Source organism: Streptomyces sp. NBC_00433 (assembly GCA_036015235.1).
GTDB lineage: Bacteria > Actinomycetota > Actinomycetes > Streptomycetales > Streptomycetaceae > Actinacidiphila.
On record CP107926.1, the window covers coordinates 2,217,249 to 2,233,536 of the forward strand.

Genomic DNA, 16,288 nt, shown 5'->3' on the forward strand with positions numbered 1-16,288 from the left:
CAAACGAGCCACCACCGCAGACGCGGCGGTGACGGTCACCCGGGGAAGAGGGACGCACGACTATGAGCAGCGATGTGAAGCATTCCGCACTACTGCGGACGAGAAGGGCCGTACTCGGAGCCCTTACGGCGGTACTCGTCTCCGGCGCGGTGCTGGCCGGGCCTACCGCGGCGTCGGCGGATTCGGCCGATATCAGGCTGGGGCAAGCGGACCTGAACGGGCTGGCGTACAACGCCGGGACCATCGACGGCGTCAGCGGACCGCAGACCGAGGCAGCCGCGGAGTCCTTCCAGTCCGACCGGTGCCTGAGCGTCGACGGGATCATCGGCACCCAAACGCTCGGCGAACTGGAAACCGTCGTCAAGGCGGTCCAGAGCAAGACCGGGGCCGACCAGGACGGCGACTACGGCAGCGGCACCACTACCGCCGTCAAGAACTACCAGAGCGCGCACCAGCTCACCGCCGACGGCATCGCCGGCCCGGACACCATGAAGTCGATGGGCATCACGCGACTCGTCACAAGCTGCCACACCGGCAGCGCCCAGCGCGACAAGATCGTCAGCGTGGCCAAGAGCCAGCTCGGCGTCCGCGCCGACTCCGGCAACTGCGTCCCCGGCAAGCCGTACAGCATCTGCGCGGACTGGTGCGCCGCCTTCGCCACCTGGGTGTGGCGGGACGCCGGGGAGAACATCCCGTTCATGACGTACGTGCCGAACGTCTACGACTGGGCCGTCAGCCACAACCGCTGGTACGGCACCAGCCAACTGCACTCGGCACTCCCCGGCGACATGATCATCTTCGGCACCGCCACCAACCGCTACCACATCGGGATCGTCGACCACGTCAGCGGATCAACCGTCTACGTGATCTCGGGCAACACCTCCAACCCGAGCAACTCCAGCCAGATCGGCGTCTACGACAAGAGCTACTCCCTGTCCAGCTCCGTCTTCTACGGGCTGGTCCGGCCGTAGCACGACCGGCACCACTGGCCTCACCGACATCTCCACTCGCCTGCCGGCCGGCGCCGCGAGGCACACGACGTGCCTCGCGGCGCCGGTCAACCCTGTGCCGACCTTCGAAACGGAGAACCACCGATGAACAGAACCCTGGCCACCGCCGTCACACTCGGCCTCACCGTGCTGGGCGCATCGGCCGGTCTACCTCATGCCGAAGCCCGTGCGGCAGCGATCCCGGCACCGGCCCACCCCTGGCACGAGGACGCCGACCACATGGGCTCCGGGCTCACCGCCCGCATGCCGGCCAGGACCGTTCACGAGTCGGTCACCGCCCCTGCGGCCCCCGACGTCACGGGCACGCTGAAGGGCCTGGACGTCAGCGCGTTCCAGGAGAACATCAACTGGCCGTCAGCGGCATCGAAAGGCGCGTCCTTCGCCTACGTCAAGGCGACCGAGGGCACCGACTACACCAGCAGCCAGTTCTCCCAGCAGTACAACGGATCCGCGGCGGCGGGCCTGATCCGCGGCGCCTATCACTTCGCCCTGCCCAACACCGCCGGCGGCAGCGCCCAGGCCGACTACTTCATCGCCCACGGCGGAGGCTGGTCCGACGACGGCAAGACCCTCCCCGGCGCCCTCGACATCGAGTACAACCCCTACGGAGCCACCTGCTACGGCCTCAGCCAAAGCGCGATGGTCTCCTGGATCACCGCCTTCAGCAACGAGTACCACACCAAGACCGGCCGCTACCCGATCGTCTACTCCACCCGGGACTGGTGGTCGACCTGTACCGGCAACTCCGCCACGCCGGGCCAACACGACCCCCTGTGGATCGCCAACTACAGCGGATCGCCCACCCCGCTCCCCGGCGGCTGGAGCACCTACACCATCTGGCAGAACGCCGACAGCGGCACCTTCCCCGGTGACCAGGACATCTTCAACGGCACCACCGCGGACATCAAGACCTTCGCCCACGGCCCCTACACCCCGCCCCCGCCGCCCCCCGGCAGCGGCTGGCCCGTCATCTCACAGGGCGCCACCGGCCACAGCACCACAACCATTCAGTACCTGCTCAACGCCCACGGCTCCACCCTCACAATCGACGGCGACTTCGGCCCGGCGACGCGGAGCGCGGTAATCGCCTTCCAGACCAGCAAGAGCCTCACCGCCGACGGCATCGTCGGCCCCAACACCTGGCAAGCACTCATCATCACCGTGCAGGAGGGCGACAGCGGACCGGCCGTAAAGGCCGTGCAGGACGAACTGACCGCACACAGCCACCCCGTCACCGTGGACGGCGAATTCGGACCGGCAACGCGGAGCGCGGTAATCGCCTTCCAGACCAGCCAGGGCCACACCGCCGACGGCATCGTCGGCCCCAACACCTGGGCGGCGCTCGTCTCCTGACGTCGACACCTGCGTCCGTCAGTGCGAAAGCAGTCGTTGGCGCCCGACCAGCACCACTGCCACCACCACCGGACCCGCGCACCGAAAGCCGGCAGAAGCCGTTCGGCGCGCGGGTTCCGCCGATAACCCGCCCGAGAATCTGCGAACCCGCGCGCTTCCGGAAAGGCGGCGCAGAAGGTGCGCCGCCAGGAGCCGGGCCACCAGTACATCGAAACCATGCTCATCTCGATGGGGGCTTCCGCGCCGCGTGCCGGCACTAACCCGGCCGTCTGGTTGCGCGAGGTCCTGGTGGCGCTCGGCGCCCAGAACATCCGGCACCGCGGCCCGCACCGGTTCTGCGGACGGTTCTCGCGTGTTGCCGCTTGGCCGATGACGGTACCAGGGCGACGAGCTTCGGTAGGCCCTATTGAGCTGGCCTGTCTGGGGGACCAGCCTGTCCCGGAGGCAGGCTCGTTCTACAAGCCGTAGTGAACGTAAGAGGCCCAGAGCTCAGGGTGGTCTGGGTGGCGGTCACGCAGGGTCCGGGTAGCTGAGGTGAGGGCGGTGCAGGTCGTGGTGTGGCCGCCCGCGGCGTGGAAAAGCTGGGTGAACTCGGTGGCAGTGAGGTCGCGGACCGGCCAGAGGGTGGCCACAACGCTGCGGAAACCGACGAGTTGGAAGGCGGCAGCGAGGTGGGTGAGTTCGTCCGGTGCGTCAGGGGTAGGCATGACCGTGGCGCACGCCGAGAGCTGGGCGAACTCGGCATGTGGCAGGTCCAGGCGAGAGAGGTCGTCGATGGTCAGGAGGCCGTCGAAGAGGCCAAGTCCACCTTGGTGTGGGCGGGCGTCGTCGCGGACGTTGTGGCAGGCGAAGTAGGCGCGGGTCGCATGGGGGAGTGCGGCCAGGACGCTTTCGCGTGTCGCCGCTTCGTTGAAGAGGGGGACGGCTTCTGGGTGGTGGTCGAGGAGTGCGCGGCCTTCGGCTTCGGCTCCGGCGAGGTCCGCGCCGTTCGCGGTGCGGCGTACGGCGACGATCAGGTCGCTGCCGTTTCCAGATATGGCGGCCCGAGTGAGGCCCCGGGTCAGCAGCCGGATCGTGGGGGCGTAGGACGACTCGACCAAGTCGATCGCGGACCGGCCGTCCGGGGCGGTGGCGGCGTGGAGCGGAAATGCGCTGAGGAGGCCGGTCGGCACCCACCACATCCTGGTGGCTGGGCCGACTTCTTCGAGGACCGGGCCGACCACTGTTTCCCACAGCCAGGCCAGGATGTCGCTGGTCACCTGAGGGGCCGCGGCGGAAAGCATGTCATAGGCGTGCGTGTGGAGGTCCTGGTGTTTCAGCCCGTCTAGTGGCAGCACGCGGACCCCTTGGGCCGGGTCGATGACGAGGGCGTGGCTGCCGAAGGGGCTGGTGTTGATCAGCACGAGTGGGCCGGGCAGGTTCAAGGTGGTCAGCTCGGCGGCGGCCGGGGGCCGCATGAAGGTCTCGTAGCCAGGGGTGGCGCGGATGTCGGCGAGCAGGTTGGTCCAGGCGGTGCGGCTCTGCCAGGCCTGGGCAGTCCGCACGTACCCGTCTGGGGTGCGGACGCTGTCGGTTTGGTCCGCGGTGATGTTGTGGCGCATGCGGTCGAAGCGTTCGGTCAGGTCGGGGCGGGCTTCGCGGAGGCTGGTGAGGTCGGTCCGCAGGTCGAGTTCCAGGGTCAGCAGCACCGCACGTGCTTCCTCGGCTGCCTCCAGCGCGGTGGCAGGGTCGCCGGCGAGGATGTGTGCGGTGACCGCTTCGCTGCCCATTTCGGTGATCTCGGAAAGCCGGGCAGCCCGGTCGGTCCGGTCGAATTCCTCGATACCAGCGACGCGCATCAGGGCGACGGCTTCGTGGTAGCAGGTGACTGCCAGGTCGTAGCGCTGGTAATGCAGGGCGAGCCGACCAGCGCCGCGTAGCGCAGTGAGGTTGTCCAGTGCGTCGGTGATCGTGGTGAGCGCCAATTGGCAGTGACGCTCTATCTGGCCGTCGGTCAGTTCGGAATGCTGAACGTAGATCCGGCTGAGGATACGGAGCAGCGGCCCGCGGTATGGGCCGATGCGCGGAGAGAGGTCGAGCGCCTCTTCCAGCAGACAGGCAGCCTCGACCAGCTCGGCTTTCTCCCGTGTCAGCACGTAGCGCTGGAGCTGGATGTTGCCGAGGTGCGACAGGTGTTCGCGTCGTGCGGTGGGGTCCTCATGCCGGCTGGTCTCAGCTTCTGCGGCACGCAGGGCGAGTTCCAGGTTGACAGCGAGGCCGGAGCTGCGGAACTCCTCCAGGTATTGCTTGGAGATTTCGTCGGTGGCCCATTTTTTGGCCGTCTCCTCGGCTTTTTCGCTGAGCAGGAACTTTTGCGCGGCGGCGTCCATCATTGCAGCGATTTTGGCGCCTTCGGGACCATCTGCGGTTTCCTTAAGGAGGACTACGCGGTCGATTCTGTAGCGCCCTGGGTCTGGGGTGGCGCTGCGCCGTGCGAAGCGCAGGCGAGAGCTTCGGGCGTGGGCCAGCCGTTCCCGTGCTTGGACGGCCTCCGGCGGGGCGAGGGCCGCCGCTTCGGCGGCTAGCTCGGTGGCGGTCTCCAGGTCGCTGTTGTTCTCGTTGTTGATGCCGCGGATTCGGTAGGCGTCGCTGAGGGAGCCGAGTCGATCGGGCAATTGTGGATCGTCGGAGGGGGTGGCCTCGATCGCCGTGCTGAGGAGCAGGATCGCGGCGTTCACTGCGGCGGGGTTCCGTTCCTGGTTGGCGTGATGGATGAGGGTGTTGGCGTACCCGGCCTGGGCCTCCGGCTCGGCGCGCGGTCCAAGCATCCGGTTCAGAGGATCGGGCAGGTCGTCCGGCAGTGACCGGGGGTCTGGCAGCCAGTGCATGAGCGTCTGCGCCAGTTCATTGGGCCGGCCGGAGTCGACGGTGGCGTTGTGTCGCAGGATGTGGAATTCGCCCAGGACGCGACGGGCCTTGGCCAGGCTGCGTGATGCCGGATCCCGCGTCGACAGCCGATGGGCCAGCCACCACAGGTACGCGGCGTCGGTCATTGCCTCGGGAGACATGACGAAGTCGTAGTCGCCAGTCCGTTCACATGCGCGCACCCGGCGGTGGAGATTGCCCTGGGCCAGGATTTCCAGCATCGGCAGCAGGCCCGGCTCGGGGTCCGGTGCGGTCGGGTCTGGCCAGACCGCGAACACTGCGGTGCGGCTGACGTCGACCGCCGTGTGCAACCGCGCCTTGTCGAGCCGGACTTCGTAGTCGGCTTCGAGGGCGTCGGCCAGGCCTTCGGCCAGCGTGATCCGATCAACCGCCGAGGTGTCGCCTCTATCAGTGCGCCCGTACAGGGCGATGCACTCGTCCAGGTCGGTGGCGTCGCCCAGCGCATCGTAGCGCAGTCGGAGTGCGGTGGCCAGAAAGGACGTGGACCGCGCCAGGGTGTTTTCACGGAACAGGCCGATCGCTTCCTGGAGATCGTCGATCCGCTGGAGCTGCGTGAAGCGGGCGGCAAGTGCGAGACCGAGGTCGTGCTGGAGGCTCATCTGCGCGGCGCCGGTCGCGCTGGCGACGGCGGACCGCAAGGGAATTACGTGGTCCGCGGCCCCGGACTCCGCCGGGTCAGGGCTGTCCGGGTGCAGCACGAGCAACTGTGACAGGCGGGCGACCTGCGCCTGGATCGCTGCACGTGCAGGGCTTTCCGGCGGGAGTCCATCGACTGCGGCGGTGCCGTCGGCTATGGCCTGTCGCAGATCGTCCAGGCGTTGGAGGGCCACGAAGCGATGCCACCGCGCGGCGTGGCGATTCGCGAGTAGTTCGGCCGGGTCGGCGGCGAGAGCCGTGACGATCGTTAAGGCCTCGTTGATGAGCGCCAGGTTGCGGTCGATGTCGGATATCGCTGAGGTCGTCGCGAACCGGTGTGCGTACAGCACGGCGACGTTCTGCAGAAGCTGCGCGCGCAGCAGGTCGGCCTCGGTCGCCAGTTCGAGGGTGCGCTCTGCGTAGGTGACGACGGCGTCCAGGTCCGCAGCGTCGCCGGTCTCGGCGTGACGCTCGTTGAGCGCCATGGCGACCTGCAGGAATACCGGCGCCGCGTTGGCGGGGAGGTCCGGCGGCCAGTGCGACAGCTCGAAGAGGCGGATTCCCGTGTCCCGATGCCGGGTGAGCGTGTAGACCGCGACGCCGCGGAGGATCCCGCTTGCATGCGCTGGGATGTCGTTGATCGCGGCAGGCTTCGTGGCCTTGAAGTGCTTCCGGATTTTCGATGGCGGCGCGGTCCGCTTGCGTTGCCACAGCGCATGGAAGAAGTCGAGTGAGATATGCTGCTCCATCGCTCGCTCGTCCTGGGGCCCGCTGGTGGATCGTGCCCAGTGCAGCCAAGCGAGCTGGTGCAGGGCCTGGTTGAGTTGGCCGTCTCCGGCGTGTGGGAGCTGCACCCACCACAGTTGCGCGGCTTCAATCAGCGCCTCGTCCGCCAGCACACCCTCGGGATCGCCCTGCTGCCACCGCACGATCCGTTGGTTAAGTAGTTCGCTGGGCTGCGCCGTGGTCGCCATGAGCGCTATGGTCGCATCGACTTGACGGGGTTTGCGGCGAGGATGGTGGAATTGACATGCCCGCAGGTACCGCCGACGCCGAACGCGAACGGGCCGCGCTGACTTATCTCTGCGAGCTTCTTCCTGACATTCGTGCAGCAGGCACCGGTCGCCCGGACGAATACCAGAGGCGGCTGACGGCGATCGAGGCCGCCGCCCGGGCCCGCACTCCGGTTGCCGACCTGCTGGATGAGCTCTACCAATTCGACGCTGCCGGCGCCTACCGCCAGATGCCGCACGAGATGCCGTTCGGTCCCGGACACGCCGACGAGGAGATCGCCCGCTGCCCGGACGGCGCCTGCTCACGCACCGAGCGCCCGCGACCGGCCGGTCTGTCACCGCGCTGCCGGGTGACCGGGGAGCGGATGCCGACGCAGGCCACCGGATGACCACCTTCTTCGACGAACTGGCCAAGAAGCTCGCCGAACGCTGGGTGTCGCTGCTCGCCATCCCCGGCCTGCTCTTCCTCACCGCGCTCCTGCTCGGCGCCAGACTGCGGTGGTCGCACGCGCTCGACGTCGGCTATGCACGCGACTCGCTGGACGCCCTTGCCTCCGACCTGAGCCGTTGGCCTGCTGCACGCACGGGGCTCTGTGTGGCGGGCGTGCTGCTCGCCGCTGCTGCGGTTGGGCTTGCGGCTGGCGGTCTGGCTGCCGGGATTCGCCTGGTCTGGCTCGGCCGCTGGCCAGCGCCCCTGGCACGTTGGCGCCGCCGAGCGCGTCGGGACCGCTGGGACGACCTGGTCGAGCGGCGGTTCGCGCTGGAAGGAGATATCGGCAGGACTGAGGAGATGCAAGCCGAAATCGACGACTTGGCGGCGCGGGCGAACCGGCTCGCCGTGGCACGCCCGGCCTGTCCGACCTGGATCGGTGATCGCTTCAAGGCGCTCGAATCGATCGCCTACGAGCGCTACGGCCTCGATCTGACCTTCGTCTGGCCATCGTTCTGGCTGGTCGCCCCGGACCTGGTCCGTTCCGAGACAGAGGCGGCTGGCAGCCAGTTCGCCGACGCGACCGTCCGCGGTTCCTGGGCCACCCTGTACGCCATGCTCGCCCTGCTCTGGCCGCCGTCCGCCGCGGTGGCCGCCGTCGCAGGCGTCGCCGCGTGGCGCCGCGGCCGATCCTCGGCCGCGGCGCAGACCCGCCTCATCGAAGCCGCACTGGACCTCCACGGCCGTGCACTGGCCGCCGCACTCGGGGTGGGCAACGCAAACGCCACCGGGCCCCTCACCCCCGCCGAGGGCGGCGAGATCACACGGATATGCCGCAAAGGGCGCTGACGCGCCCGGTCGCGGTCACCCATCGGACGCCGCCACGTTCGAATGGCCAGAGACAGATGACGCAGCGTCAGGAGTGCGGCGCGCGTCGGTGAGCAAGGTGGGGGACGCTGGAGCGCGCAGCCAGCTGCTCCTCCAAGGCGACGTTGGCGGCCTTCATCCGGTGGTTTTCGACCTCCAGCACTTGGACAGCGCGGGCGAGTTGCTGGGTCAACGTGCGCAGGTCGTCGCGTTCGGCACGAACCCGCGCCAGGTCCTGTTGCTGCTTGGCCGCACGGGCCCGCGCGGCCTCGGACAGCGGTTCGGCGCCGGGATCGCGGTCCTTGACCAGAGCGTAGAAGAGGTCCTTGAGACCGGTGTGCTTGTGGGTGAGCTTGTTGCGCCGAAGGCCGGCTTCGGCGGCGAGGGAGACGATGGTCAACTTGCCATCGGAGTGCAGCGGGGTACCGATGAGCAGCCGTACCATGGCGTCGGTGATGGCGCTCACCTCCGCGGCGTCCTCGGAGCCGGGATCAGGGTGAGCGTGGGTGAGGGCCTTGCCGACGAGGTGGGCCAGGGCCGCCCCGGGGCGCGGGCTGGTCACGGAGTCGTCGGGGGTGCTCATCGAGGTTCCTCCGGGTCGGCTCTGCTGAGCTGCTGGGTGTCGTGGCGGCGGATGATGTCGGTGAGGTGGGTCCGGCGCTGCTGTTCGCGGGCCGCGATGGGGTAGGGGTCGAGGCCGGCTTCGGCGGCGGCGTCGATACGCGCGACCTCGGCCCGAAATATGGCGATCTGGCTGTCGGTGCGGCTGATGTTCGCGCACGCCGGGTGGCAGCGGGAGTGGTCCGGAGTGCTGTGGCCGCCGTCGCCTGACCGGTCGCGATCCGGGGTGCACAGCGCAGTGAACGCGTCGTGGTTGCAGGTCAGGAATGCTTTCGGGTCCTCGTAGACCTGGAGGCGGGGGTTGGCGACGAGCGCGCGCAGTTCGCGTTTGCCAAGGTAGGTCCCGGCGTAGCGGTCGGAGAACTCCGCGGCCGCGGCGCGGTAGCGGCTGGCCGCCGGGCCGGTGACCGTCTCGCCGGCGGCGATCCGCTCGCCGGCCTCGGTGAGCGTCTCGACCAGGGCCAGGCCCTTCTCCTGGTCCAGGACGTCGAGCATGTCGGTTCGGGACCGGCCTAATGGTGGAGTCGGGTATTGGGAGTCTCGGAATGCCTGGTGGTGGGTGGTCGCGGGCGGCCGTGGTTTCGGTGGATTGTCCGTTTCTCCTGTTGGAGTGTCTGCTGGCCTCTACAGTGCTTCCCAACAGCGGGGCGGACCGGGGGTGGGGGCGCGTGGCGCGGGTGGTGGCGGTTCATGGAATCGGTCAGCAACTCCTGGGTGAGGAAACGCTCCTGGCGGGGTGGTGGCCCGCTATGGCCGATGGGTTGCGTCGTGCGGGGGCCGGCGCGGTGGTGTCGCGTTCGGATGTGGTGATGGCGTTCTACGGGGATGTGTTCCGGCCGCCGGGGGAAGTGCTGGCGGTCGGGGATCCGTCCTATACGGCGGCTGATGTCGGGGAGGGGTTCGAGCGGGAACTGCTGGCGTCGTGGTGGCGTGCGGCGGCGGACAGTGATCCGGCGGTGGCGCCGCCGGAGGGGGCGGACACGCTGGTGGCGACGCCGCGGTCGGTGCAGGCCGGCCTGCGGGCGCTGTCGGGGTCGCGGTTCTTCGCCGGTGTCGCGCTGCGTTCGATGGTGAGTGATCTGAAGCAGGTCCGCCGTTATCTCACCGATCCGGTGGTGCGGGAGGTTGCCCGGGGCCGGGTGCTGGCTGCTCTGGGTGAGGACACCCGTGTGGTGGTGGCGCACTCGCTGGGGTCGGTCGTGGCGTACGAGGCGTTGTGTGCGTGGCCGGGGCACGGGGTGCGGGCGCTGGTGACGCTCGGCTCGCCGCTGGGCATCCCCCATCTGATCCTGCACCGGCTGGTCCCCGGGCCGGTGGGGCTGGGTGGTGCGGTGCGGGGGGTGTGGCCGGGGGGTGAGGAGCTGTTATGGACCAACATGGCCGATGGGGGGGACGTGGTGGCTTTGGTGAAGGATCTGCGGCCGTGTTTCGGGGACGGGCTGCGCTCGGTGCGGGTGGACAATGGTGCGCGTGCTCATGAGGCGACCGCGTACCTGACCGACGCGTTGTGCGGGCAGGCGATCGCGCAGGGCCTGGTATGAGGGAGCCGCGGCCTGGCGGGAGCGGTGCGGGTGAGGTGGGGCCGCGCCGGTTTCTGATTGCCGCCGCCGTCTCCCGGTACCCGAAATGTCCCGCGTGGGACCGGCCGGGCTTGGTGGAGGCGCGTGAGCAGGTCATCGGGGTGTTCACTGGTGAGCTGGGCTACCGGCATCACACCGCGCTGGGTCTGGATCCGACCCGGATGCAGCTGACGGACCAGCTGCGGGCGTTCTGCAAGGCGGAGGACCGCCGTGAGGACGACCTGCTGGCCGTCTACTTATCCGGTCACGGCCAGGTCCTCGACGACGGTGAGCATGTGCTGCTGACCGCGGACACCGACCCGGCCGATGTCGCCTACACCGCGCTGCCGACGGCGGACCTGGCCCGCGCGATGCTGCGCGACACCAAGGTGCGGTGTCTGCTGCTGGTACTGGATTCCTGCTATTCCGGGCAGGGCGGCAACGAGCTGGCCGCCGGCGCTTTGCACCGCATCAGCGACCAGTGGACGCAAGTACACACCGGGTCCGGACTGGTCATCGTCTCCTCCTCCCAGCCCCACCAGCAGGCGCAGGCCGGCCTGTTCCCCCGCCTGCTCACCGAGGCCGTGGGCGCATGGGCCACCGCCGGGCACGGCCCAAGCACGCTGCCGGTATCCACAGTGGTGCAGCAGATCAACGACCATCGCGACAAGCCCGCCTGGCAGCACGTCGGCCTGTCCCAGATCGGGCTGACCGGGGAGCCGCCGGCCTTTTTTGCCAACCCACATCACAGCACCCGCCTGACCGATGTCGATCTCGCCCTCCAGCAGGCCGCCGCATTCGACGAGCACGCCCGGCGCCGTGAGACGGAATTCACCCGCCGGCTGCTGGTACGGGCGATGGGCTACCACGGTGTTGACGCCCAGGACTGGTGGTTCTGCGGCCGCCACACCGCACTTGCCGACCTGGCCGCCTGGCTGCGCACCCCTGCCACCGACACCGACGCCGGGTCGGTCTGCCGGGTGGTCACCGCCGGCCCCGGCTCCGGCAAGACCGCCGTGCTTGGCCTGATCGCCGCTCTGACCCATCCCGAACGCCGCCGCACCGTCCCCCTGGACACCCTCGGTCTGGATCCCCGCCTGGTGCCCGAGCAGGGATCAGTCGATGTCGCGCTCTACGCCCAGAACCTGTCCGACACCGAGGTCCTTCACGGCCTGGCCGCCGCCGTGAAGGCACACGCCGACACCGTCGGTGAACTCCTGGACCACCTGGACACAGCCGGCCGTACACGGCCGCTGACCGTGCTGATCGACGCGCTGGATGAGGCCGCCACCCCGCACACCCTGTGCGCGCGCATCCTGCGCCCGCTGATCGAGCACTCCCGCGGCCGGATCCGTCTGCTGCTGGGCACCCGCCCTTACCTGCTGGACCGCCTGGGTATCGACCCCCGTCATGCCGGCCCCACCCACCGCCGGCAGGTCATCGACCTCGACGACGACCGCTACGCCGACCCGCAGGCCCTGACCGCCTACACCATCCGCAACCTGATCGAAGCCCACCCCCACTCCCCCTACCGGCACAACCCACGGGCGCTGCGTCCGGTGGCGCAGGCGGTCGCCGACGCAGCCGGAACCTCGTTCCTGGTCGCAAGGATCACCGCCGGCACTCTGGCCGCCGGTACCGCCCTGCCCGATCCAGGCGATCCGTCCTGGCGGGCGGGTCTTCCCCGCCACGCAGGCCAGGCCATGCACGACGACCTCACCCGCCGCCTGGGCGCGGACGCCGAAAGGGCCGCGGACCTGCTGCGTCCCCTGGCCTTCGCCGAAGGCCAGGGCCTGCCCTGGGAGGACATCTGGGCCCCCCTGGCCTCCGCTGTCTCCGGCCGGACATACAGCAACGAAGACCTGCTGTGGCTACGCCGCGAGGCCGGCTCCTACGTCGTCGAAGCCACCGAAGAAGGCCGCTCCGCCTACCGCCTCTACCACCAGGCCCTGACCGAACACCTCCGCGACACCGTTGACGAGCCCGCCGTACACGCGGCCTTCACCGACGTCCTGACCACCCGCGTCCCCTACCGCGGCGACGCCACCCGCGACTGGTCCCGCGCCCACCCCTACACCCTCAACCACCTCGCCACCCACGCCGCCGCAGCCGGACAACTGGACCAGACCCTCACCCACAGCGAGTACCTCGTCCACGCCGCCCCCCGAAGCCTTGCTCCCCACCTGCCCCACGCGCGCAGCGACACCGCCCGGCTCACCGCGGCCGTCTACCGCACCTCCCTGGGCATCCACACCGCCACCACACCGGCCCTGCGCCGCCAGTACCTCGCCCTGGACGCCGCACGCGCCGGAGCCACCAGCCTGCACCACCAGCTCACCCGCCACATCCCACCCCGGCACTGGACACCGGTATGGGCCACCGGCACCACCTTCACCCCAGCACTCCGCGACACCCTCACCGGCCACACCAGCTGGGTTCAGGCGGTGGCGTGCACGGTCCTGGACGGTACGCCTGTGGCCGTCACCGGCGGCAGCGACCGGACGGTGCGGGTGTGGGACCTGGCCACGGGCCGTGCGCTCGGTGAGCCGCTGACCGGTCACACCAGCACGGTGTACGCGGTGGCGTGCACGGTCCTGGACGGCAAACCCGTCGCCGTCACCGGCAGCGACGACCGCACGGTGCGGGTGTGGGATCTGGCCACGGGCCGGCCGCTGGGTGAGCCGCTGACCGGCCACACCAACTGGGTGCGGGCGGTGGCGTGCACGGTCCTGGACGGCAAACCCGTCGCCGTCACCGGCAGCGCCGACCGCACGGTGCGGGTCTGGGACCTGGCGACCGGCCGCCAGATGGGTGAGCCGCTGACCGGCCACACCAGCTTGGTGCGGGCGGTGGCGTGCACGGTCCTGGACGGCAAACCCGTCGCCGTCACCGGCAGCGCCGACCGCACGGTGCGGGTCTGGGACCTGGCGACCGGCCGCCAGATGGGTGAGCCGCTGACCGGCCACACCAGCTTGGTGCAGGCGGTGGCGTGCACGGTCCTGGACGGCAAACCCGTCGCCGTCACCGGCAGCAACGACCACACGGTGCGGGTGTGGGATCTGGCCACGGGCCGGCCGCTGGGTGAGCCGCTGACCGGCCACACCAGCTTGGTGCAGGCGGTGGCGTGCACGGTCCTGGACGGCAAACCCGTCGCCGTCACCGGCAGCGACGATCGCACGGTGCGGGTGTGGGATCTGGCCACGGGCCGGCCGCTGGGCGAACCGCTGACCGGCCACACCAGCTGGGTGGGGGCGGTGGCGTGCACGGTCCTGGACGGCACCCCCGTCGCCGTCACCGGCAGCAGCGACGACACGGTGCGGGTGTGGGACCTGACCACCGGCCACCCGCTCGGTGAACCGCTGACCGGCCACACCGACCGTGTGTACGCGGTGGCGTGCACGGTCCTGGACGGCACCCCCGTCGCCGTCACCGGCAGCGACGACCACACGGTGCGGGTCTGGGACCTGGCCACCGGCCACCCGCTCGGTGAACCGCTGACCGGCCACACCGGCACGGTGGGGGCGGTGGCGTGCACGGTCCTGGACGGCAAACCCGTCGCCGTCACCGGCAGCACCGACACCACGGTGCGGGTCTGGGACCTGACCACCGGCCACCCGCTCGGTGAACCGCTGACCGGCCACACCGGCACGGTGGGGGCGGTGGCGTGCACGGTCCTGGACGGCAAACCCGTCGCCGTCACCGGCAGCACCGACACCACGGTGCGGGTCTGGGACCTGACCACCGGCCACCCGCTCGGTGAACCGCTGACCGGCCACACCAACTGGGTGCGGGCGGTGGCGTGCACGGTCCTGGACGGCAAACCCGTCGCCGTCACCGGCAGCACCGACACCACGGTGCGGGTCTGGGACCTGACCACCGGCCACCCGCTCGGTGAACCGCTGACCGGCCACACCAGCACGGTGGGGGCGGTGGCGTGCACGGTCCTGGACGGCAAACCCGTCGCCGTCACCGGCAGCACCGACACCACGGTGCGGGTCTGGGACCTGACCACCGGCCACCCGCTCGGTGAACCGCTGACCGGCCACACCAACTGGGCGCGGGCGGTGGCGTGCACGGTCCTGGACGGCAAACCCGTCGCCGTCACCGGCAGCCACGACAACACGGTGCGGGTATGGAACGTGCGTACCGGCGAAGCGGCCGGCCTCGTGGCCGTTCCCAGTCCCACCGCTGTCGCCTTCACTCCGGCGGGAGACCTCGTCGTGGGCACGGGCCACGATGTAGCGGTCTTCCGACGGCGTACAGGGCCCACACCACGTCGACCGGCTGGCAGACGCTGACGTCGAACACCGACGTCATGGAGGTTCAGACGCGCCGGCTGACGTCGGCGGCGTAGGCGGCCCAGTCCCCGGCTGATGCCTGCTGCCACTGGACGGCCACCTTGATGTGGACTCCGAGCATCCGGGCGAGGATCGCGGCGGGGAGTTCGGTGGCGAGAGTGAACAGTGCTGTCGACCGGTCCTGCTTGGGTCTGATTCCGATCTTGTGGAGGCGCTGGCCGATCCGGTCGTCGCCGAGGGGATGCCCGGGGCGTCCTCCGGGGAAAAGCCAGGGGACATCGTGCGGGGTGCCGATCTTGGCCTTGCCGCGGCGGGTTGTGATGAGCTCGCGGACCAGGCCGGCCAGCGGTGCGGGCAGGACGACCGGCGAGGTGCCGAACGTGATCGCGACGGTTTCGCCATCGCCATGGACATCGTCGACGGTGAGCTGGCTGATGGTGGAGATCTTCTGTGCGTACAGGACCAGCAGCAGTCCGGCGACGCGGTCCGGGGTCGGCAGGGTGTCGTCGTTGAGGAGGCGCCGGGCGTCGGCCCAGCGTTTCTCGCTGTCGATGGTGCCCTGCGGGCCGGTCCAGCGGACGGTGCCGTAGGTCAGATCGCGGGCATGCCGGTACTGTACCGACCATCGGACGAAGTGGCCGGTCTCGTCGCGGTAACTGACCGTGGGGTCGGCCATCCAGCGTTCCAAGTCTGCCTGGGTGCAGGTTCCCAGTGTGAGCCCTTCGCCTCCGAGCCAGTCGAGGAAGTTGTCCGCCGCGGTGACGTGACAGCGCACGTTCAGGTCCTGCAGCCGGGTGGTGTGCTCCTCGCCGAGGCGGCGCCGGAGCCGGCGCAGGTGGTGCCAGACCGCGTAGCCGTGCAGGATCCGGCGCTCAGCGAGGTCGGTGCGGGCCTGGACCGTCGCGGTGATCCATTTCTCCAGGGCGACGAGCCGTTCGTCGCGGGGCGGCAGGGCGCCGGTCGCGACCAGGACACTGCGCAGGTGGGCCAGCACCTTGCCTGCGGGTAGTTCGTCGAGAACCGCGTGCGTGACGGCCCGCTCGTCGCGGCCTATGCGCTCCAGGAGGCCGCGGGCCTTCGAGCGGGAGACCCAGGCAAAGGCGACATCCGGGCGCTCGGCGCTCGTCAACGCCTCATGGAAGGGGGCGAGTTCGGGGCGGATCACTCCGGCGGCATCGCTGAGAAGGTCGCGTACTCGCTGGTCGAGGACGCATCGCTGGCAGGGGCAGGTGCTGAGCTGCCAGGTGATGGTGCAGACCGGGCAGCGGCCCCAGAATTCCGGGTCGGGGTTGGTGCACTTCGCGCACAGCGGCTCCTTCCAGGTGCCGCTGCGGGCCTGGGCGACGGTGCCGCAGCCGCTGCAGGCCACCCATCGCTGCTGGCAGCGGTCGCACCAGGGCCGGCCGGTGGCCCGGGACATGTCGCAGAGTGCCGTCCGGCCGCAGATGCCGCACTCCGCGGTGATCCTCGGTCGGCAGTTCTGGCAGCGTGGGCCGTCAGGCAGCCGGTTCGCGACGGGCTTGCTCCGGCCGCAGCCGACGCACTCCTCGAGGTTCTCGGGCTGTCTGATCATGCA

The 16,288-nt window shown here is 69.9% G+C and carries 10 protein-coding genes; 6 read left to right on the forward strand and 4 right to left on the reverse strand.

Going from position 1 to position 16,288, the window contains the following annotated elements:
• The first annotated feature begins 62 nt into the window (after positions 1-62).
• On the forward strand, positions 63-971 hold the full coding sequence (locus tag OG900_09020) for a peptidoglycan-binding protein (GenBank protein WUH90229.1): 909 nt from the start codon (positions 63-65) through the stop codon (positions 969-971).
• 123 nt (positions 972-1,094) lie between these two features.
• Complete coding sequence (locus OG900_09025) at positions 1,095-2,363, forward strand: GH25 family lysozyme (protein WUH90230.1); 1,269 nt, start codon at positions 1,095-1,097, stop codon at positions 2,361-2,363.
• Positions 2,364-2,818: 455 nt separating this feature from the next.
• On the opposite strand, the gene OG900_09030 is transcribed toward OG900_09025, so the two are convergent.
• Positions 2,819-6,898, reverse strand: coding sequence for a CHAT domain-containing protein (locus OG900_09030; GenBank protein WUH90231.1), 4,080 nt, complete (start codon positions 6,896-6,898; stop codon positions 2,819-2,821).
• 56 nt (positions 6,899-6,954) lie between these two features.
• Between OG900_09030 and OG900_09035 the strand changes: the two genes are divergently transcribed.
• Complete coding sequence (locus tag OG900_09035) at positions 6,955-7,326, forward strand: hypothetical protein (GenBank protein ID WUH90232.1); 372 nt, start codon at positions 6,955-6,957, stop codon at positions 7,324-7,326.
• The gene (locus OG900_09040; protein WUH90233.1) at positions 7,323-8,216 is read left to right on the forward strand and encodes a hypothetical protein; all 894 of its coding nucleotides are present in this window, start codon (positions 7,323-7,325) and stop codon (positions 8,214-8,216) included. The genes OG900_09035 and OG900_09040 overlap by 4 nt, the downstream gene beginning before the upstream one ends.
• Before the next feature lie 67 nt (positions 8,217-8,283).
• On the opposite strand, the gene OG900_09045 is transcribed toward OG900_09040, so the two are convergent.
• Positions 8,284-8,817: a hypothetical protein gene (locus OG900_09045; protein WUH90234.1), complete on the reverse strand. Its 534-nt coding sequence runs from the start codon at positions 8,815-8,817 to the stop codon at positions 8,284-8,286.
• Positions 8,814-9,350, reverse strand: a complete 537-nt coding sequence (locus tag OG900_09050; GenBank protein ID WUH90235.1) for a hypothetical protein — start codon at positions 9,348-9,350, stop codon at positions 8,814-8,816. Before OG900_09050 ends, OG900_09045 begins: the two co-directional genes overlap by 4 nt.
• Before the next feature lie 173 nt (positions 9,351-9,523).
• On the opposite strand from OG900_09050, the gene OG900_09055 reads away from it, so the two are divergent.
• Both OG900_09055 and OG900_09060 read left to right on the forward strand, forming a co-directional pair.
• Positions 9,524-10,396, forward strand: coding sequence for a hypothetical protein (locus tag OG900_09055; GenBank protein WUH90236.1), 873 nt, complete (start codon positions 9,524-9,526; stop codon positions 10,394-10,396).
• A 113-nt stretch (positions 10,397-10,509) separates the two neighbouring features.
• Positions 10,510-14,712, forward strand: coding sequence for a caspase family protein (locus tag OG900_09060; GenBank protein WUH95682.1), 4,203 nt, complete (start codon positions 10,510-10,512; stop codon positions 14,710-14,712).
• 25 nt (positions 14,713-14,737) lie between these two features.
• On the opposite strand, the gene OG900_09065 is transcribed toward OG900_09060, so the two are convergent.
• Entirely contained in the window at positions 14,738-16,285 is a 1,548-nt protein-coding gene (locus OG900_09065) for a hypothetical protein (protein ID WUH90237.1), read from the reverse strand.
• Positions 16,286-16,288: the final 3 nt, after the last annotated feature.